Source organism: Leucobacter celer subsp. astrifaciens (genome assembly GCF_001273835.1).
In the GTDB taxonomy this organism is placed as follows: domain Bacteria; phylum Actinomycetota; class Actinomycetes; order Actinomycetales; family Microbacteriaceae; genus Leucobacter; species Leucobacter celer.
In genome coordinates this window covers 17,208-36,372 of record NZ_JHEI01000145.1, presented here as the reverse complement: position 1 = coordinate 36,372, position 19,165 = coordinate 17,208, and the positions used below count along the sequence as shown (strand labels likewise).

At 66.2% G+C, this 19,165-nt stretch carries 16 protein-coding genes and 3 tRNA genes; 10 read left to right on the top strand and 9 right to left on the bottom strand.

The window, feature by feature from the left end; all coding sequences use genetic code 11:
* Positions 1-170 precede the first annotated feature (170 nt).
* The 3 genes from AMS65_RS15795 to AMS65_RS15785 all read left to right on the top strand — a co-directional run bounded on the left by AMS65_RS15795 (position 171) and on the right by AMS65_RS15785 (position 486).
* Positions 171-243 (top strand) — tRNA-Glu (locus AMS65_RS15795).
* Positions 244-273: 30 nt separating this feature from the next.
* A tRNA-Asp gene (locus AMS65_RS15790) sits at positions 274-350 on the top strand.
* A gap of 63 nt (positions 351-413) precedes the next feature.
* Positions 414-486, top strand: a tRNA-Phe gene (locus AMS65_RS15785).
* Positions 487-706: 220 nt separating this feature from the next.
* On the opposite strand, the gene AMS65_RS19555 is transcribed toward AMS65_RS15785, so the two are convergent.
* Together AMS65_RS19555 and AMS65_RS15775 are read right to left on the bottom strand one after the other, a co-directional pair.
* Positions 707-1,156 (bottom strand): hypothetical protein, encoded by a 450-nt coding sequence (locus AMS65_RS19555; RefSeq protein ID WP_157502356.1) that lies wholly within the window; start codon positions 1,154-1,156, stop codon positions 707-709.
* A 461-nt stretch (positions 1,157-1,617) separates the two neighbouring features.
* On the bottom strand, positions 1,618-2,418 hold the full coding sequence (locus AMS65_RS15775) for a carbon-nitrogen hydrolase family protein (protein ID WP_053385138.1): 801 nt from the start codon (positions 2,416-2,418) through the stop codon (positions 1,618-1,620).
* Positions 2,419-2,557: 139 nt separating this feature from the next.
* Here AMS65_RS15775 and AMS65_RS15770 point away from each other — a divergent pair, with 139 nt between their 5' ends.
* The gene (locus AMS65_RS15770; RefSeq protein WP_053385137.1) at positions 2,558-3,589 is read left to right on the top strand and encodes a LacI family DNA-binding transcriptional regulator; all 1,032 of its coding nucleotides are present in this window, start codon (positions 2,558-2,560) and stop codon (positions 3,587-3,589) included.
* 38 nt (positions 3,590-3,627) lie between these two features.
* On the opposite strand, the gene AMS65_RS15765 is transcribed toward AMS65_RS15770, so the two are convergent.
* From AMS65_RS15765 to AMS65_RS15750, 4 genes are all read right to left on the bottom strand, one after another.
* A complete protein-coding gene (locus AMS65_RS15765) occupies positions 3,628-5,124 on the bottom strand; it encodes a TRAP transporter large permease (protein WP_053385136.1) in 1,497 nt (498 codons plus the stop codon).
* Positions 5,121-5,696 carry a TRAP transporter small permease gene (locus tag AMS65_RS15760; protein WP_083451772.1) on the bottom strand — a complete coding sequence of 192 codons (576 nt, stop codon included), beginning with the start codon at positions 5,694-5,696 and terminating at the stop codon, positions 5,121-5,123. Before AMS65_RS15760 ends, AMS65_RS15765 begins: the two co-directional genes overlap by 4 nt.
* Before the next feature lie 88 nt (positions 5,697-5,784).
* Positions 5,785-7,059: a TRAP transporter substrate-binding protein DctP gene (gene dctP / locus AMS65_RS15755; RefSeq protein ID WP_053385134.1), complete on the bottom strand. Its 1,275-nt coding sequence runs from the start codon at positions 7,057-7,059 to the stop codon at positions 5,785-5,787.
* A gap of 181 nt (positions 7,060-7,240) precedes the next feature.
* Positions 7,241-9,004, bottom strand: coding sequence for a gamma-glutamyltransferase (locus tag AMS65_RS15750; RefSeq protein ID WP_053385133.1), 1,764 nt, complete (start codon positions 9,002-9,004; stop codon positions 7,241-7,243).
* A gap of 166 nt (positions 9,005-9,170) precedes the next feature.
* Between AMS65_RS15750 and AMS65_RS15745 the strand changes: the two genes are divergently transcribed.
* From AMS65_RS15745 to AMS65_RS15730, 4 genes are all read left to right on the top strand, one after another.
* Complete coding sequence (locus tag AMS65_RS15745) at positions 9,171-9,860, top strand: FadR/GntR family transcriptional regulator (protein ID WP_053385132.1); 690 nt, start codon at positions 9,171-9,173, stop codon at positions 9,858-9,860.
* 28 nt (positions 9,861-9,888) lie between these two features.
* Entirely contained in the window at positions 9,889-11,178 is a 1,290-nt protein-coding gene (locus AMS65_RS15740) for a CynX/NimT family MFS transporter (protein WP_053385131.1), read from the top strand.
* An 87-nt stretch (positions 11,179-11,265) separates the two neighbouring features.
* On the top strand, positions 11,266-11,901 hold the full coding sequence (locus AMS65_RS15735; protein ID WP_053385130.1) for an MBL fold metallo-hydrolase: 636 nt from the start codon (positions 11,266-11,268) through the stop codon (positions 11,899-11,901).
* A 114-nt stretch (positions 11,902-12,015) separates the two neighbouring features.
* A complete protein-coding gene (locus tag AMS65_RS15730) occupies positions 12,016-12,684 on the top strand; it encodes a GAP family protein (RefSeq protein WP_053385129.1) in 669 nt (222 codons plus the stop codon).
* Between the two features lie 26 nt (positions 12,685-12,710).
* Here the strand turns inward: AMS65_RS15730 and AMS65_RS15725 are convergent, their stop codons facing one another.
* Positions 12,711-14,039 (bottom strand): DUF1254 domain-containing protein, encoded by a 1,329-nt coding sequence (locus AMS65_RS15725; protein ID WP_053385128.1) that lies wholly within the window; start codon positions 14,037-14,039, stop codon positions 12,711-12,713.
* Positions 14,040-14,244: 205 nt separating this feature from the next.
* Entirely contained in the window at positions 14,245-15,204 is a 960-nt protein-coding gene (locus AMS65_RS15720) for a GlxA family transcriptional regulator (protein WP_053385181.1), read from the bottom strand.
* Between the two features lie 52 nt (positions 15,205-15,256).
* Between AMS65_RS15720 and AMS65_RS15715 the strand changes: the two genes are divergently transcribed.
* Positions 15,257-16,582, top strand: a complete 1,326-nt coding sequence (locus AMS65_RS15715) for an APC family permease (protein ID WP_083451770.1) — start codon at positions 15,257-15,259, stop codon at positions 16,580-16,582.
* 371 nt (positions 16,583-16,953) lie between these two features.
* On the opposite strand, the gene AMS65_RS15710 is transcribed toward AMS65_RS15715, so the two are convergent.
* Positions 16,954-17,607 carry a response regulator gene (locus AMS65_RS15710; RefSeq protein ID WP_053385127.1) on the bottom strand — a complete coding sequence of 218 codons (654 nt, stop codon included), beginning with the start codon at positions 17,605-17,607 and terminating at the stop codon, positions 16,954-16,956.
* Between the two features lie 263 nt (positions 17,608-17,870).
* Here AMS65_RS15710 and AMS65_RS15705 point away from each other — a divergent pair, with 263 nt between their 5' ends.
* The gene (locus tag AMS65_RS15705; protein ID WP_083451769.1) at positions 17,871-19,022 is read left to right on the top strand and encodes a sensor histidine kinase; all 1,152 of its coding nucleotides are present in this window, start codon (positions 17,871-17,873) and stop codon (positions 19,020-19,022) included.
* Positions 19,023-19,165: the final 143 nt, after the last annotated feature.

The window sequence follows — 19,165 nt, the reverse complement described above, 5'->3', positions numbered from 1 at the left end:
TGCTCCCACTGTGCCACGGTTCTCGTGGATTCGGGAGTCCGGAATGACCCTTCGCGGGGGCGTTGGTTCGGACACGACACGCCAGGGATCCCGCTTTCGTGGACTCGATTTGCGCTCCATGCGTGATCCGTCATAGGATTTCATCTCGGTAGCAAGCGAGAAATTGCTTCGGCCCCATCGTTTAGCGGCCTAGGACACCGCCCTTTCACGGCGGCAGCACGGGTTCGAATCCCGTTGGGGTCACTAACACCGAATACAATTGAATATCAGCATGGCCCTGTGGCGCAGTTGGTTAGCGCGCCGCCCTGTCACGGCGGAGGTCGCGGGTTCAAGTCCCGTCAGGGTCGCCAGACGAAGAACCCTTCTACGGAAGGGTTTCTTCGTCTCTGGTGATCGCCAGCTGGAGATTGCCTGGCTCTGTAGCTCAGTTGGTAGAGCGTTCGACTGAAAATCGAAAGGTCACCGGATCGATGCCGGTCGGAGCCACGTAGCGGCTATTACACCGTTACTGAACCCTCGCAAGGCTTCTACTTGCGGGGGTTCTTTTATGTGTGCGCTGCACCGCCGGTTGAGCGAGTGCAGCGAGTCGAAGCCAGGTGTTGAGGACGGTCACGAGCCGAACCCCTGGGATGCCTGTAGTCGCCGGCCGAGCTCGGGCGGCGCGGGAGCGCATGTCTGGCTCGGAGACCTCCAGCCGTTCGCATCTTCAGTAGGTCATCTGATGCTCGCAAGCTTCCAAATGTTCGAGTTTCTCGGGCGGGGGACAGACGCTCAGCGACCAGGAGCCCCCGTAGCTGTCGAAGCTTCCGTCGGTGAACACTTCGACGTGTTCGCCTCCCGGCACCCAGCGGTAGTAGCGAACGAGGGGGTCGCCCTCGACCGTGTAGCTGACGAGCACAGCCTCCGTTCCGTTCGAGGCGGCGCTGTTCAAACAATCGAAGAGCTCCTCGGGTGTCTCTGCCTGCGAGCTCTCAAACGGCCCGCAGGGCTCGAGCGGAGTACGTTTGGAGAAGGCCCTGGGTGCGTCACTCGAGCTCGATGACTGCGCGAGGAGATCCTCCAGGCTCGTATAGGATTTGCCGGTTCCTGTGCCGGCACAAGCCGACAAAGCCAGGCAAACCACACCCACTGCGACGAGCGCAGCTCCAGCACGCATACGTCACCTCCAATGTCATCGTGCTGCCCGTGTCATTCTTGTGACGACAGGAAGCTCATCACGCAGACCCGTACAATTCGAGGAGCCCTCTTTGACCGCCTCTTCCCTGATGTAGAGCGGTCAGTTCGCAGGCGGACAGCGATGGCCTCATCGCTTGCTGCGAGCTTCGCGCAACATGCTGCAGGCCGGCTGAGTGTCCGAACGTGTGGAGGGCGAACAGTTCTGGGCCGCCGCGCCGGTACTCACATCGCAACCGGAACAGAACCCGGGACGGTTCAGAAGCCAGTGCCTTGGAAGCACAGCCTCTGCCGTGAATGCGAAAGACGGAGGGGTCGGTCGGCTCCACGGTAGCCCCGTGGCATCGCGCGTTCGCATCGCGGGCGACGCGGCTCGTGTTCGTGCCGGTCTGTGGGGCTCGTCAACGGCGCGACCGAAAGGCCGAACGCCGCGCGAAACGAACCTCAGTCCGGGGTGCTGAGGGCTCCCTCCGGCAGACGATTCTGCAGGCTCGGATTCAGTTCTCGCACGCGTCGCACGCGTTCCGGCGAGATGTCGCGGATGAGGAGCCCGTCCTCGTTCGTGAGCTCTCCCTCGATGCCGCCGAGCGGGTCGACGAGCAGGGTCGTGCCGATTGCGAGCGGCGGCCCCTGCACGACTCCGGCGACGTAGCTGGTGTTCTCGATGGCCCTGCTGCGGAGCATGGTCGTCCAGTGGTCCTCCTTGCGGGGGCCGGGCGGCCATCCGGCGGAGTACACCAGGAGGTCGGCGCCCCGGTCGACATTGGCTCGAGCCCACTCCGGGAAGCGGAGATCGTAGCAGATCATGACGCCCACCTTGAATCCGTGGATCGCGAGGACCAGGGGCTCCGGGTGGCTCGCCGCCCGGACATTCGCGGACTCTCGATACGCGAAGGCGTCGTAGAGGTGCGCCTTCCGGTAGCTTCCGATGAGCTCGCCTGAGTCGTCGATGACCACCGAGGTGTTGAAGGGCCGGCTCTCATGCGAGCTCTCGAATACATTGCAGATGAGGTGCATCGCGTGTCGTTGCGCAGCGTTGCGCAGAGCGGTGACGAACGGGCCGTCGAGGCTCTCCGCCTGGTCGCGGATCGCCGCGCTCGATTCATCCGACATGTACATGACATATTCGGGGAAGATGAGCAGATCCACCTGCTGGGAAGCTGCCTCATCGACCCGATCCAGGATCCCCCGCAGGTTCGCGGCCTTATCGGTTCCCGCGGTGAATTGGCACAGTGCGATTCTCACGTTCGTTCCTTTCGGTCCGAGGTCTTGCTCACTCGATGTGGCGGATCGGCGTCTTTGGTTTCGTCGAGTGAAGATAATCAAAACGATTTGATTTAGCATACACTACTACTAGGAACTGCACCCAGAGGATGAGAGATCGATGACGAGGAACCCCCCGCCGAACGGCAGGAAAGTCACGATCCGAGATGTCGCGAGCCTGGCGAATGTGTCGATCAGCACGGTGTCTCATGTGTTCTCGGGCAGCCGTCCCATATCCGAGAAGACCAAGGAGCGGGTGCGCAACGCCGCGGCGCAGTTGAACTACCAACCGGATCCCTCGGCGCGGTCGCTTCGCTCCTCCAAAGCCGGCATCATCGGTCTGATCCTTCGGCCGAAGGACGCGATCCATGGCACCCTGCGCGGAACTGAGACCTTTCAGAGTCTGCTGAGCTCGATCGCCACGCACGCGCTCGAGCACGGTCGCGGGCTGATCCACGTGCCCGATGTCTTGGACAGCTCGGCCACCAGCGTCGCCATGGACGCCTGTATCGTGGCCCACCCCTGCTTTGACGACAAGGTGGTGGCCGAACTGAGGTCCCGCGGCACTCCTGTTGTCATGATCGATGCGGACCCGGTCCACGCCGACGTACCGTGGGTGGTGAACATCGACTTCCGCACCGCGACCGTCGAGATGCTCGAGGCGATGCGCGGGGAGGGGCGGAAACGCATCACCTACATCTCGGGAACTGAGTCCAACTCCTGGAATCGGATCTCGACGGCGGCCTACGAGGAATGGTGTCTCGCTCATGGATTCCCCCCCGAGCACATCGCCGTGTATGAGGGGACCGGCATGCAGGGAGCACTCGACACCGCGCATCGTCTGCTCTCCCGTGAGAACCCTCCGGATGCGATTCTCACCGGCCCTAGTACATTCGCTCGCGGTGTGCTCGAGGTGGCCACGTCGCTCGGCGTCGACGTCCCCGGTCAGCTGGCGATCGCCGCGCTGACCGACAGCGAGCTCACGCGCACTTCCACTCCTCCGGTGACGTCGCTCGAACTGCGCATGGATCAAGCGGGAGCGGAGGCGGTCCGTCTGGCGCTTCGGCTCGCGGACGGGGGAGATCCCCCCGGAGAACCGTTGACCGTGCAGCCGGAGATCATGTGGCGGGAGTCGCTTCCGCGACCGAGATGACCCCATCATGGGCGCTCCTCAGCAAAGGCCGGTCAGCGCTATCGCTCGGACATCTGCTCGGGGAGCCAGGTGACGATGTGCGGGAAGAAGATCATGAGCACGAGCAGTGCGACCGAGATCGGCAGGAACCAGGCCGAACCCAGGAACACATGCCCCAGGGTGATCTTCCGTCCCATGCTCACCTCTTTGAGCTGCGCAAGCTTGAACAGGATGAAGACCAGCATGCCGACCGGCGGCGTGGTCACGGCCAGTTCTCCCAGCAGCACGACGAAGGCGCCGAAGAACACCAGACTGATGCCGAGCGAGTCCAGTGACGGAATGAGCAGTGGCACCGTGATGAGCATCATGGTGAGCGGATCGAGAACCATCCCCAGTACGAGATACATCAGCACGAGCATCAGGAGGAAACCGATCGCGTTGAGGCCGAGACCGTCGATCGCCTCGGTGATCACGTTGGTCGCGCCGCTCACGGTAAGGGCCCGGTTGAAGACCATCGCTCCGAAGAAGAGGAAGAAGATTCCTGCGGTCGAGCCGACGGTGTCTTTCAGGGACTGACCGACGGCGTGCACCGCCTTCCGGGGGCGCAGATACAGGAACGTCAGGAGGAGGCCGCCCAGCGCGCCGATGGCGCCGGCCTCGGTCGTCGTGAAGAACCCGGCGTACATGCCGCCGAACATCACCAGTACCAGCATCGGCAGCGGCCAGATCCTCGCCAGAGACCGCCATCGCTCCGCCCAGCCGATCGAGGCGTCACCGAACCTCTCACCCCGTTTGCGTCCGACCAGATGCGGGAAGGCGGCCACGATGGCGATGATCATGACGGTGTACAGCACCGCGAGCAGCAGACCGGGAACGATGCCGGCCATGAGCTGCGGGCCGACGGGAACGGAGGCGATCCCGGCGTAGATCACCATGTAGATACTCGGGGGGATCAGTTGGCCTCCGGTGCCGGCGATGATGACTGAACCGGTGGCCAGACGTGGATCGTAATTGCGTTTCAGCATCTCCGGCAGGCCAATGCGGCCGAGTGCTGCCACGGTCGCGACAGTGGACCCCGTGATGGCGCTCATGCCCGCGCCCGCGAAATTGGTGCCGACCGCGAGGCCGCCCGGCAGCCAGGACAGCCAGTTCGTCGCCGCAGCATAGATCCGCTCGGAGATGCCCGAGCGCCAGAGGAGCAGCCCCATGAAGATGAAGAGCGGCAGGACCGCATAGCTCCAGACCGCCGTGATACCGAAGGGTTGCGAGCGAAGCGCCCCCTCCATCACTCCCTGTCCGCGCATGATGAGCAGCGCGAGCGCACCTGCAATGCCCATGGCCACGCCGATCGGAACGTTCATGAACAGCAGACAGAGCATCAGCAGCGCTGCGAGACCGCCGACCGCTGGCGCGGAGAAGCTTCCGAAGATCATCGCCCCGACGGTCAGGATGGATAGACCGTACAGCACGCAGCGCACCGGCCATGAGCGCCAGTACTTCGCGTCTTGGAGCTTCACCGGCTTCTGCGCGACTTCGAGTGTGGTGGTGACGTTCATCGTGTGGATTCCTCTCGATGTGCCGCCCGCACCTGCCTTGCGTGCGAGATGAACTTTGCGATGATTTCCAGGGCGAAGAGCAGCGACCCCAGAGGAACGAGGAACCGGGTGGGCCAGATCGGCACCTGGCTGACGATACCTGCGGCGCCCTGCTGCATCAGGGTCACCGCCTCCTCGAACCCGAACCAGGCGAACCCGGTGAGGAGCAGCACGGATAGCACCGTGGCGATCGCGGCGAGTTCCAGCTGCAGTCCGGGCTTGAGGCGGTCGTAGATGATTGGCGCGGATATGTGCTGATCGGTTCGCTCCGCTATCGCGAGCCCGAGGAAGACGATGATCGGCATGTACCAGTACTGGGAGATCTCCAGGGTGCCGTGCAGAGGGCGATTGAGAACATGGCGCGACGCCACGTCCGCGACGACGTGGAGCAGCAGCAGGAGGATCCCGATCCCGCCGAAGACTCCAGCCGCGTTCGTGATGCGCTCGAGCATGCTCGGGGCGCCTCGGAGGGGCGTCTGCTCCCCGATGGTCTCGGGGAGAGCCGGGTCTTGGCCGCTTGCAGATGCTGGCATAGGGGGCTCCTAGTCTCTTGGGGGCGCTGCGGGGAACGCGAGAACCGGGTGGGATCGCGGGCGCACGATCCCACCCGTATTCGTTCCGCTACTGCGGCCGATTCGGGATCTGCACGCGCTCCATGTATGCGTCGATGAAGGCGTCGACATTCGTGGGGGAGGCGTCATACGCCTCGGCCCAATCGATCCAGGTGGGGTGGGTGTCGTCGGAGTAACCGATCTCGCCGACAATGTTGCGCCAGTCGGCCTGTACCGCCTGGTAGCTGGCGATGAGGTCGTTGCCCTCGCCTGCCAGTTCGTCGGCGCGCTCTTCGACATCGGCGAGGGTGTTCTCGCGCTGCGCGCGGAGCGCCTCACGGACGTCGTCGTCGTAGCCGACCACCTCGAGCGTTTCGGAGGCGGTCCGGATCTCCTCGGCCCAGGCGTCCATCCCGCCCACGAGCATGCTCCGCAGCAGCGTGTTGCCGGCCTCGTCCCACAGCAGCTGTCGAGCTTCCAGAGGGAGCTCGTTCCAGACGCGCTCCGACATCGTGATGTGGGTGCCGTTCCAGCCCTGGAAGTTGACCTCGGTGTCGATCGAGTAGTAGTCGGCGATATCGAGCATGCCCAGCTGCAGGCTGTTCGCGGGCGACTGCACGGCGCAATCGATGACACCGCGCTCGAGTGCTTCGTAGACCTCCGCCTGCACGATGTTCACCGGAGTCGCCCCCAGCGCCTCGACCTCGGTCGCCCAGCCTGCGCCGGGAACGCGGATCCGTTTGCCGGCGAAGTCCGCGAGCGACTGCACCGGGCTATCCGTGCAGATCATGACGTTGTTGGGCATCTGACCGACCATCGTCAACAGCGAGACGAGCCCCGCGTCGGAGAGCTCTTGATTGAGGGTTTCGTTTTCCATGCCGAACTGAGTCGAGCCGTGACCTTGCAGCTGCGATACGAGCGGAGTCTGCTCAGTGAGGAAGGCCACTTCTGTGATCAGCGCGTTGATGGGGAGCGCGGTCGGATTGTATGCCGGCATCGACCAGGCCATGTCCAGCAAGCCGTCGCGCAGTCCGGCTTCCTGCTCGGCGACCGAGCTCAAGGCCGATGAGTACGAGATGTCGAAGGTGATCTTTCCCTCGGACCTCTCCTCGATGACCTCTGCGTAGTCGACCCACATCTCCGACATGAAGTGATCGGGGCCGTACGGTGACTGCACCACGAGGGTGACGGGGGACATATCGGCGAAGCCGGAGCCGTTCGACGTGCCGGCCGCGTCGGGGGAGCCTCCGCTGCCGGCGCAGGCGGTCAGCGCGAGCGCGCACGTGGCGGCAAGCGCGCTCCCCTGCAGGATTCGGTTCGAGCGAGTCGATGATGGGGTGACCATGGGATCTCCTTCGATCATGGGGCTGGGTCTAGTAATCAAATCGTTTTGACATCTATTAGCGTAAGGACAGGAGCCGGATCGCGCAAGCGATTCACGAGAGCGTTACCGTTTCGACCCGGTTCTGTTGAGGATCATCGCGCCGTCCGGCATCGCATGCTCTCGCCGGGGCGCATCCGCGCTGTCAGAAATCGTATGCCCGCGCTTCGATCGCCGTGCGCGCAGGCCCGCCAGGGACGAACTCCGCGATGTTGGCCCTCGCGAAATCGAGCTCGAATGGGAGTGACCGTTGGCCGATCAGTTGAGCGTCCAATTCCACGATCGACTCGGCGATCGGCGCATCGAACTCGTGCATCACCGTCTGCGACCCGCTCGAGTCGATCCGAGGCATTGCGAGGGCTTCCTTGATGGAGCGGCCGTTCTCGGCGATCTCGATGACGAGCTGCGTCACCGCGCTGATGATGCGTCTGCCGCCCGAAGCACCGAGTGCCCGGCCCGCGCCGCTGGTGCCGTCCAGGATCAGGGCGGGGCCCATGTTCGCGACGGGACGGCCGCCGGGCAGGACGCTGTTCGCCGATCCGGGTCGTGCGTTGAACCATGCCATCGAGGAGTCGAAGAGGAGACCGGTCCTCGGGCAGAGAACCGCTGAGCCGAAGTGATTCGCAGCGGTGTGGGTGATCGATGCGATCCAGCCGTCGGTGTCAGAGGCGGAGATGTGCGTGGTTCCGCTCGTGGGCTCGCTGGCCCCGCTGCCCGACCACTGAGCGGACCGCTGTTCGGGATCGAACGGCCACGGGTCGTTCAGCGCGGTGCCGGCGAAGTGGGTCCAGGGCGGACCCACCACCTGGTCCCCGTCCCAGGGCGACTCCGCGCAACGCCGTGCGATCTGCTTCGCGTAGTCGTCGGAGAGGAGCGCGTCGACGGGAACGGGTCTTGCCGCACTGTCGCCGAGCCAGTGATAGCGGTCGGCGAACGCGTGCCGGAGTACTCGGGAGAGCAGCAGCAGGCGCTTCTCCCGCGGGAGATCTGTTCCGGTCGGCACCAGGTGCTGCCACACGTTCAGCGCTTCGAGCACGGTCAGCCCGCCGCCGGGGGAATGCGGAACGGCAATTCGCGAGCCTCGGAAGGGCATGCACCGCGGGGTTCGCACCTCGGGTGGGATGCGTGCGAGATCGTCCTTCGAGAGGATCATGCCGTATTCCTCGAACGTCTCGATCAGCGCACGCGCTGTTTCGCCCGAGAGCAGGTCCTGCCGACCGTGGTCCGAGATCCGCTGCAGTGTCTCCGCCAGTGCGGGCTGGACAACGCGAGGAGGGGTGGCGACGGACCGGCCGTAGGCGACCGCGCTGTCGCTTCCGATCGGGAGGCCGTCGGGGGTGAGGAAGGTGCGAGCGCATCCGGGATCCTTCCGCAGGAGTGCGAGGTCCTGGAGAGCGTTGAGCACGAACCAGCCGTCGGATTCGAATCCTTCCGCCGCAGCGCGGATCGCCGGAGCGAGCACCTGCTGCAGGCTGAGGCGTCCCCATCGGGCCTGGGTCTCGAGAAGGGCGTACAGCGTTCGGGGCACCCCGGATGCCAGGGGACCCGTCACGTTCGTGTTGCCGCGAACCGGGGCGAGGCCGAGCACGGGAGAAGGCGCCGCCTCCGCGTCGAGTTCGTACATCTCGGCGTGAGCTGCGGCAGGAGCGAGCGGTCCGAACTCCACCGAGATCGGACCGAGCGACGGGTGATGGAGCAGGATGAACCCGCTGCCCGCCAGCGTGGTTTCCGTGGGCTCGATCACGCCCGCGACGAGCGCCGTGGAGACTGCGGCGTCGACGGCGTTGCCGCCCTGGTCGAACATCTCGAGTCCGGCCTGCACACTGGTATCTCGTGCCGCGACCACGCTCCCTCGGGTGCTCTCTCGTGTTGCGACGGGGATCTGCGGAACGCGATGGGACAGCTTCATGCATTGGCCTCCTTGCTCGTGCTGAATGCTCGATCTCGTCGATCCTATATCAAATCGTTTTGATTATGTGATGCCATTCGAATCGGCCGACGGCGCTTCGGGGGTGCAGGTGAAAAGCGGAAGCGCTTATTTGTCCTACATTAGGCTATTTGATACGGTGGGGACCATGCCTCGCATCGCACCAGTCCCGACTCTGTCCGAGCGCGTCGCCGAACAGCTGCGGCAGCGCATCACCTCAGGCGAGTTCCCGGTCGGGTCGCTGCTGCCGGGCGAGCTCGATCTCGCCGAAGAGCTGGGGGTGAGTCGCAACAGCGTGCGTGAGGCGCTGCGCGCCCTCGTGCACGCGGGTATGCTCGGCGCTCGCGCAGGGTACGGCACATACGTGACCGCGACGAGCGACGTCGCTCCGGCGCTCGCCCGGCGGGTGGACCAGGACCGCGCGGTCGACGTCGCCGAGGTGCGCGGCATCCTCGAGCGCGAGGGCGCGCGCCTGGCCGCCGGGCGGGCCTCGGCCGAGCAGGTCCGCGCGCTACGAGAAGCTCTGGCGGCGCGGGCGAGCGCCGCCGATGCGGGGGAGTACGCAGCTGCCGACATCGCGTTCCACCGGCTGCTGCTCGAGACGTCGGGCAACGCGCTGCTGGCCGAGATCTACCGGGGCGTCGGGGGGAACGAGCAGGCCCTCCTCTACATGCGCGATCCCGGCTTCGACCTTGCCGCGGAAGCCGAGGAGATCGCCGCGATCGACGAGGCCCACGTCGCGATCGTCGCGGCCGTCGCGGCGGGAGATCCCGAAGCGGCGGCACGAGCCGCCGACCGCACCGTCGAACTCGTGCACGCCCACGTCGCCAAGCACTGAATCATCCAGAACCGAAGGCACATCACCCATGACGAGGATCCCGGCGCCAGGCGCCTCTGGAGCGCAGCCGATCCGTCCACTCCCGACGGCTCTCGTCCTCGCCGGGCTGCTGCTCGTCGCCGGAAACCTGCGCGCTGCGATCACCACGGTCGGCCCGGTGCTGACGAGCATCGTGCACGATCTCGGGCTCTCCTCGATCGAGGCCTCCGCGCTCGTGAGCCTTCCGCTGATCGCCTTCGCCGTCGTCTCCCCCTTCGCACCGAGGGCGGCGCACCGTCTCGGCTTGGAGCGCACGATCGGGCTGAGCCTGCTGGTGCTCGCAGCAGGTCTCACCGTGCGCTCGATGCCGCCTATCGCGCTCCTCTGGGCCGGCACGATCCTGATCGGCGTGTCGATCGCGGTGCTGAACGTGCTGCTCCCCGCGATCGTGAAGCGCGACTTCCCGCTGCGGATCGGGCAGCTCACCGGCGCATACTCCGCCGTGCAGTCGATCTTCGCCGCCATCGCCGCGGGCGTCGCGGTGCCGATCGCGGGCGCCACAGCACTCGGGTGGCGGCTGCCGCTGGGCATGTGGGCGGGTCTCGCGCTCATCGCGCTCGGGGTGCTCGCGCCCCAGCTGCGCCGCCCCACGACGCCCCCGATCCGGCAGGACGCGCCGACGGATCCCGCGCCCTCCGCGACTCCCGTGCCGCTCGCACACCCCGCAACGCCCCCGACGCCCGGGGTGCCGGCCCGTCGCGCGCTCCGATCACCGTGGGGCAGCCTGCTCGCCTGGCAGGTCACGGTGGTCATGGGCCTGCAGTCCGTAGTCTTCTACGTGCTCATCACCTGGCTGCCCGCCATCGAGATCTCGGCGGGGACCGGCGAAGCGGCAGCCGGCGGGCACCAGTTCCTGCTCAACGCCTCCGGGATACTCGGCAGCCTCGCCTGCTCCGCGCTCATCACGCGACTGCGCGATCAGCGGATGCTGGGCATCCTGATCCCGCTGACGATGCTCGCGGGAACCGCGGGGATCCTCTTCGCTCCGCAGGCCGGGGCGCTGTGGGCGTGCGTCGCCGGTCTTGCAGGAGGCGCGGGCATCGTGCTCGCGCTCTCCCTCTTCGGCCTGCGCACCGAGCACCACTCCCAGGCGGCCTCCCTCTCGGGCATGGCCCAGTGCATCGGCTATCTGCTCGCCGCCGCCGGTCCTGTCGCGGTCGGAGCCCTGCACGACGCCACGGGATCCTGGGCACCGGCACTGGTATCGCTCATCGTCGTCGAACTCGTCCTGATGTGGTTCGGGTACCTCTCCGGGCGGGACCGCACGCTGCAGGGCTGATCGCGCACCGACTCGTGCCGATTCCGTCTTGTGGCGACGGAGCACTGAACCTAGCGTGGGACGTGACACCCGATGAAAGGCTCACGCATGACCACCATCACCATGCTCGGACACTCGGCCGTCAAGATCGAGCGGGGCGATCGTTCTCTCGTGATCGATCCCGGGGCGTTCAGCGACCTCGGCGCTCTGGGCGAGGCCGAGGCCGTGCTCATCTCGCACGGGCACCCCGATCACCTCGCAGCAGGCGTGCTCGATGGGATCGCTGCGCACGTGTGGGCCCCCGAAGACGTCGCCGCCCAGCTGCTCGAGGCGGGAATCGATGCCGCTCGGATCCACCCGGTCGAGCCCGGCGAGTCGTTCGTCGCCGCGGGCCTGGAAGTGCGAGTGCTGGGAGGAGAGCACGCCGAGGTCTATCCGGGGTTGCCCCGGATGCGGAACAACGCGTACCTGGTCGAGGGGGAGACCCTGCACACGGGAGACTCCCATCCGGTGATCGAGGATCCGGCTGCGGTGCGAACGCTGCTGCTGCCCGTCGCGGCTCCCTGGTTGAAGCTCGCCGACTCGATCGATTATGCGCGCGGCTTCGAACACGCGATCGTGCGCCCGATGCACGACGCCATCCTCAGCGACGCCGGCAAACAGATCGTCGACGGTGTGCTCACGGCCACGCTCGGTGCGGAGACGTATCAGAGGCTCGCCGCGGGGGTCCCGATCCCGCTCTGAACACGATCGCGGGCGGTGGCGCCACCGGTTTCGAGTAGCATCCGAGTATGATCAGCGACGATCCCCGGCTCGCGAGCACCGCAGCCTCGCCTCCCGTTGCAGGAGCGGCCTGAGATGGCGGCGGCCGTTGGCGAGGTGTTGCCCCTCGCGGTGGGGGTGGCGATCAGTCCGATTCCGATCATCGCGACCATCCTCATGCTGCTCTCCCCGAAGGCCAGGCTGACCAGTGTCGGGTTTCTCCTGGGGTGGATTGCGGGGATCTCGATCGCCGTCACGGCGTTCACGCTGCTCGGCACGCTGCTGCCGACGGAGCAGTCCGATACCGCGCGTGTCATCTCCGGGGTGGTGAGGATCCTGCTCGGAGTGGTGCTCCTCCTGCTTGGCGTGAAGCAGTGGCGATCCCGCCCGCGCGACGGGGAGGCGCCGGACCTGCCGAAGTGGATGTCGGCCGTCGATTCGATGACCGCGCCGAAGGCTGCAGGCCTCGCGTTGCTGCTCGCCGCGGTCAACCCGAAGAACCTGCTGCTGGCGGCTTCGGCGGGTATCAGCCTGAGCGCCGGTGAGGATCGGTCGTCAACCGCGGTCGCGATCGTGATCTTCGTCATCATCGCCGCCGCAACCGTCGCGGTCCCGGTGCTCGCCTATCTGCTGGCCGCGTCGAAGATGGCGGGAGCGCTCGAATCGCTCCGGAACTGGCTCGTGCTGAACAACAGCACGATCATGAGCGTGCTGCTGACTGTGATCGCGGCGACCATGATCGGCCAGGGGATCGGCGCGTTTTAGCCGATCCGACCCGCGGGGTGACGGGACTACGCGGCCGTGCGCCGCCGGACCGCGGGAAGCCGGTAGCTGCCGTCTAGGAAGGACGGCCGGGGTATGTACGCACGGGCATTGAGGTAGAAGCGGCCGGCCGGAGCAGGCAGCCAGTTGCTCTCGAGATCGGGCCCGGGCGACCCATGCTGGATGTAGAGGCTCAGCGAGCCGTCCTCCGCGTAGCGGATCCCGGGCGTGCGGTCTCCGATCGAGTACCGGCCGATCGCGTTCTCGGTCATGAGGCGGCTGGCCGATTCGTAGAGCGTGATCGACCAGAAGGCATCGACAGGGGGCAGCTCTCCGGCTGGGAAGTGCAGCACGTACTCCTCCCCGCCGTGCAGATGCTCGCCCTCAGCATCGGTCTCCGCGATCGGGTAGATCGCCTCCTGCGGCGAGTTCGTGTAGATGAACTTCCACGCGACCGCGGATCGGAACAGATAGTCATCGCCGTAGTCGCCCATGGGAGGAATATCCTGCCAGCCGCCGATGAGCGCACCGAGCGCATTGCCGCGCTCCTCTATCGCATGGTGAGCGGCAGCGACGCCCTCCTCGATCCCGGCCCGGACGTCCGGCTCGAACTTCTCGACGTCGAACGTCTCGTAGGGGCCGATACCGATGGCACGCAGACGTCTCAGCAGGTGGTTCTCGCGCAGCGGGATGCTGTGGAACTGCAGCAGGAAGTTCAGCAGCGGAAACAGTTCCGCCGTGCCGTACACGGAGGGGGAGTACGCGGGGAAGTCGATTCGCGGCGCTGCGGCTGCGGCTCGCGTGCCGAGGAACTCGCTCAGCGGGCGGATCCTCAACTGCTCTTGAATGGCGGTCACGCCATCGAGGTCTTCGGGACCGTCGATTGCTGTACGAGTCGCCAGCGCCACGAACTGGCTCGGGGCCACGATCACGCGTGCGAAACGGTCGTGCGGCAGCGCGCCCTTGAACGAGGGGCCCACGAGGAGGAAGTCGCCTCCGTCGGGGCCCGTCTCCCGGGTGCCGATATAGGCGAAGTTATCGGTTCCCATGTCGACGAGCTGGATCACGAAGTAGCGGTCGCCGGTGGGCGGCACCGATATCACGAGCGGCTCGGCCCTCAGATCCGCGAAAGTCGTGGAGTACAGCGTGTCGTTGTTCGCATTCACGACGGTGTCGTAGCTGGAATCGAACAGCTCTCGGCCGTGGAGATAGCGGTTGAACCCGGCGTACTGGGGTGATCCCTCCCACACGCACATGCCGAACATCGCACGATAGTTCTCGACGATCGCAAACCCGTAGGTGTACGCCTCGAACGCCAGTTCACGTGCTTCAGCGGGAGTCAAGCTGGATTCAGTCATTTCTACCCCTCCGTACGCCTACGCTGATTCTAGGCACGGTGCCGGAGTTCTGCGCGCAGTTTCGATATCGCGGGCTCTCGCGGCGCCACGGGTGAGTACTGATTCCCGGGTCAGCGGACGGAAACTGCGGATCGAACCGTTTCGCCTCGGCTCATGGGACGTTGACGAAGCACCGGACCGGAACCGAGGTCGGTGAGGATCGGCCTCACGCCGCCCACGTGCTCCGGTAGTCGCTGGGTGATGTGTGCAGGTGCCGGTTGAAAGCTGCGCGCAGGCCCGCAGCGGTGGTGAATCCGCACTCGGCCGCGATCGCGTCCACGGTGCCGTCCGTGCGTTCGAGCAGTTCCTGGGCGCGGCGGAGCCGTTCGCGAACCAACCATTCGCCTGGAGTCTGCCCGTAGGTATCGAGGAAGCGTCGGGTGAGCTGCCGCTCGCTCAGGTGCACGCGGGCGGCCATGTCTCGCAGCCGAATGGGCTCTGCGAGGTGCTGCACGGCCCATTCGGTCACCATCGACAGCGGTGTCGTTTCGCGGGCTTCGACCGGTGCCAGCATGTATTGGGCCTGATCGGCCGTGCGATGGGGCGGGGTCACCATGCGCCGCGCCAGCGCGTTGGCGACTGCCGTGCCGCGATCCCGACGCACGAGCTCCAGGCACAGGTCGATGGCCGCCGCAGTGCCGGCAGAGGTGTGGATCCCGTCATCCTCGGCGTAGATCACCGTCGGGTCGACGATCACCCGCGGATAGCGGCGCGCGAGCTCCTCCGCGTGCATCCAGTGCGTCGTCGCCCGTCTGCCGTCGAGCAGCCCGGCCTCCGCGAGCACGAAGGCCCCCGAGCAGATCGACGCGATTCTCGCGCCTCTCCGGTGCGCTTCGCGCACCGCCTCGACCAGCTCCGGCGGCTGGTGCTCGTGAACATGGGTGCAGGCGGGGACGATGACGGTGTCCGCGGTGACGAGGTCGTCCAGCGTGGAAGCGGAACCCGTCACGAACCCTCCGGCGATGGCGGTGTTCGGAGCGGTCGCGCAGATGGTGAACTCGTACCAGGGATCCGACAGCTCGGGGCGGTCGATCCCGAACACTTCGCACGGTACCGCGAGCTCGAAGATGGGTGCGCCGGGCATCACGGCCAGCGCAACCCGATGGATGTCTGTTCTTTTGCGCATGATGGCCATTATGCCACTCGTCGTGGTTTGGCAACAGCGATGAAATGAGGGCATGACTCTCAGAACGACATCCGCGGTCCCCGCCCCGACGGACGACGCACCGACCGGAACGATCCGTCTCGGACAGGGCGTCGCGCTCTACGTGTGCGCGATACTCGGTGCCGGCGTCCTCGTACTGCCGGGGCAGGCCGCGTCACTGGCCGGGCCGGCTTCGCTCGCCGCCTGGGCGTTCAGCGCGCTGCTCGGCGTACCGCTCGCGTTCACCTTCGCCTCGCTCGCCTCCCGCTACCCCGATGCGGGTGGTGTCGCCACCTATACCGCCCGCGCGTTCGGCGCGGCCGCGGGAGGCGTCGCGGGGTGGTGGTACTTCATCGCCGGATCGGTCGGACAGGCCATCGTGCCGCTGACCGCCGGCTACTACGTCGCGGCCGCCCTCGGGCTCGAGCAGCGGTGGGCGCCCGGCTTCGCAGCTGGAGTGCTCGCGATCGCGGTGCTCGCCAATCTCGCCGGGGTGAGGATCAGCGCGCGTCTGCAGATCGGGCTCGCCCTCGGCGTCGCGGCGATCCTCATCGCGGTGATCCTCGTCGCGCTGCCGCAGATCGATATCGGTCGATTCGCGCCGTTCGCGCCGCACGGCGTCGCCGGGATCGGGCAGGCGGTCGTCGTGCTGTTCTTCGCGTTCGCGGGGTGGGAGGCCATCGCGCACCTCTCGGCCGAGTTCCGCGATGTCAGACGCACGCTCCCTCTCGCGACGCTGCTGACCATCGTGATCGTCACCGTGCTGTACCTCGGCGTCGCGTTCGCGGTCGTCGGCACGGGCAACTACGGCACGCGCACCGTCGACCGCGTCTCTCTCGGCATCATCATCGAACAGGGCCTCGGGCTCTCCGCCGTTGCCGCCGTCGCGATCGCCGCCGTCGTGATCTGCCTCGGCACGACCAACGCGTTCGTCGCCTCGGTGTCGCGCCTGGGCTATGCCCTGGGGCGCGACGGCTGGGCCCCCGCGCTCCTCGCACGGCGCTACGGCAACGGTGTGCCGGGCAACGCGATCCTCGCCGTCGCCGGCATCGGCGGTGCGGGCCTGCTCGGCGCAGCGGCGTTCGGCTGGGGCACGGAGGACATCGTGTTCGTGCCCGCCGTCCTCGTGCTCACGACCTATCTGATCGGTTCTGCAGCAGCCATTCGGATCTTCTCCGGGACCAGACGACTCGTCGCGATCATCGCGGTCGTTCTGCTGTCGCTGACCGTCCCCTTCGCCGGCTGGCACATGATCGTTCCAGCGGCGATCGCGGGTGCGGTCCTGCTCATACGCCGGCGATATCTGGCGGTGATCGAGCGTCGTGAGCGGCCGGTCGAAGCCGTCGACCACTACCGCTGAGCGAAGTGCGGGAGCCGGATCAGCCTTCTTTCGGATCATCCCTTTTCGGGGGAACGCGGTTAGAGCTTCTTATTCGCTACTCGTTGACGGATGATCCCGAAGATGATGGTTCCGACGAACAACACGATGCCGATGATCCCGAGCCAGAGCAGGCCCTGAATCGCGAACCCCACCACAGACAGGATCACCTACGCTACGAACAGGATTATGAGTACTGTCCACATGGCTTCAGGGTACGCCTCATCCGGATGATGAGACGAGACTCACAGCAACCCGCATATTCGCGGCACCGGTGAGCTGTCGCCCATGCGCGACGCGGGGTGACCGGGGCAGGAGAGCGCCGAATCGGGTTGTCGCCGTGCCGCCCAGGACTAGCTGAAACTCACCAGACCGGCGCGCGCCGCCGCGACCAGCACCTGCACCCGGTCGCGCACGTGCCACTTCGACATGATGCTGCCGAGGTGGGCCTTGACCGTTCCCTCCGAGACGTGGAGCGCGTCGGCGATCTCCGCGTTCGACATGCCGCGCGCGAGCTGCTCCAGCACCTCGGTCTCGCGCTCCGTGAGCGCATCGAGTTCGCCTGCTGCCGTCGAGGGTTTCGCCTCGCGCACGTGCTTCACGAGCATCGCGGCGATTCGAGGAGACAGCGAGCTCGTGCCCTGGTGGGCCTGTCGCAGAGCGCTGACGATCTCGTCGGCGCTGGAATCCTTGAGCATGTATCCGGAAGCGCCGGCGCTCAGCATCGGGAGCACGGTCTCGCGCCCGTCGAGCGTGGTGACGGCGAGCACGCAGGTATCCGGCCAGCGGGAGGTGATCTCGCCGGTCGCCTCGATGCCGCCCATGATCGGCATCTGCACGTCCATCATGACGATGTCCGGTTGGTAGCGCTCGACCGCGGCGATGGCCTCGACGCCGTTCTCGGCTTCTGCGATCACCTTGATCTCGGGCGCGCGCGACACGAAATGCGTCAGCGCCACCCGCACCAGAGGGTCGTCGTCGGTGATGAGAACCCGGATCTCGTCCATGGAACCGATCCTACTGCCGCAAGAACGCGGGCGTTGCCGCCGGGGGAGAGCGCTCCCTGGCCGCCGCACCCGACATCTAGACCTTTGTCCAGGAAGAGTCTGCCGCTTCGTCAGATGTGCGTACAGGTGGCTCCCGAAAGGATGGATGTCAGGTAAGACGTATAGCCAGGAGAGGAGGTGCAAGGACCATGACTTTCTGGAACCACGTCGCTAGGCTTCTCGGCATTCGTTAATATACCCGCCGGATAGGGGATACTGGAAGCATGTCGAGGCGCGCGGAAGCGAGGGGTGAACCTCAGCGCTTCCAATTGGGCCAGGCGGAACGGCTGAACCTCCCCGAGCGCATCGCGCTGCTGATCATCGTCGGCGGCAGTGCTCTCCTCGACTTTCTCGGACTCTTCACGGCGCCCGATGCCGACCCTGTACTCAGCGCCGTCAGCATCGCCACCACTCTGACCTTCGCCCTGTACCTCTGGTCGCCGTTGGTGGCCACGTCGGCTCTTGGCCTTGGCATCGCGCTGTCGTTCTTCGTGGACAATGCGGTTGCGGGGCTCGTGGCCGGCGCCATCGCCGCCGGACTCGTCCTGCGGCTGGCAACCACTCCTCTGGTCATCGGCTACGCCGGAGGCTTTCTGCTCTTCAACGCGCTCTACGCCTTCCGGTACGGCGCGAGCGATTCCACACCGACGAACATCGCGCTGTTCCTCATCTTCGCCACGGTCGCCGGAGGCGTCGGACTCGCGCTGCGCCTGGCCTACACGCGCGGGAGCCGCCTGGAGCACGAACTCGCCGAGCGCGCCGAACAGGAACGCCAGGCCGTCCTCGCCGAACGGCGCTGGATCGCGGGTGAACTCCACGACAGCATCGCCCACCACCTGACGGTCGTCGCCATGCACGTGCAGCTGCTCGACGACGACAGTGCGCGTCCCGGGTCGCAGGATGCGATCCGCGTTGCCGCGCGGAAAGCCCTGAGCGACCTCCGCTTCGTCATCGAACTCGCCGAGGACGCCCCGCGCGGCACGGAGGTCCCCTCGGGGGATCTGGCCGCCGCTATCGATGAGGCTCGGGAGGAGTTCGAGGCGACGGGACACCCCGTCGCGTGCGTGGGCGATCCGAGCGACGAGAGCATTCCTCGCGGAGCCGAGATCATCCTCGCGAGAATCGTTCGGGAGTCCGCCACGAACATCCTCAAGTACGCGGGCCCGGGGGAGGTGCGATTCGTGCTGGAACTCGACCCCGAATCGATCGCCTTGACGATCCGGAGCCCCCTGCCGACGACACCTCGCCGCGACCTGCCCTCCACGGGCACCGGCTTGAACCGGATGGCCGAACGAGTGCTGGGTGTGAGCGGTGAATTCAGTGCCGGGCCGACCGATGATGCCTGGCTCGTCTCGGCGCGCCTGCCGGTGGCCTGAACCCTGAGCCCATTCCTCTCGGCCATCGAACGCGATCTGGCCGGAAGTCGAGCGTGATCTGGACCTTCGATGGTCTTCGGGAAGAGAGCGGCGGAGTAGCTTTGATTTCGGGCTGTCCCCGCCCAAATCATCGGATCGGGAAC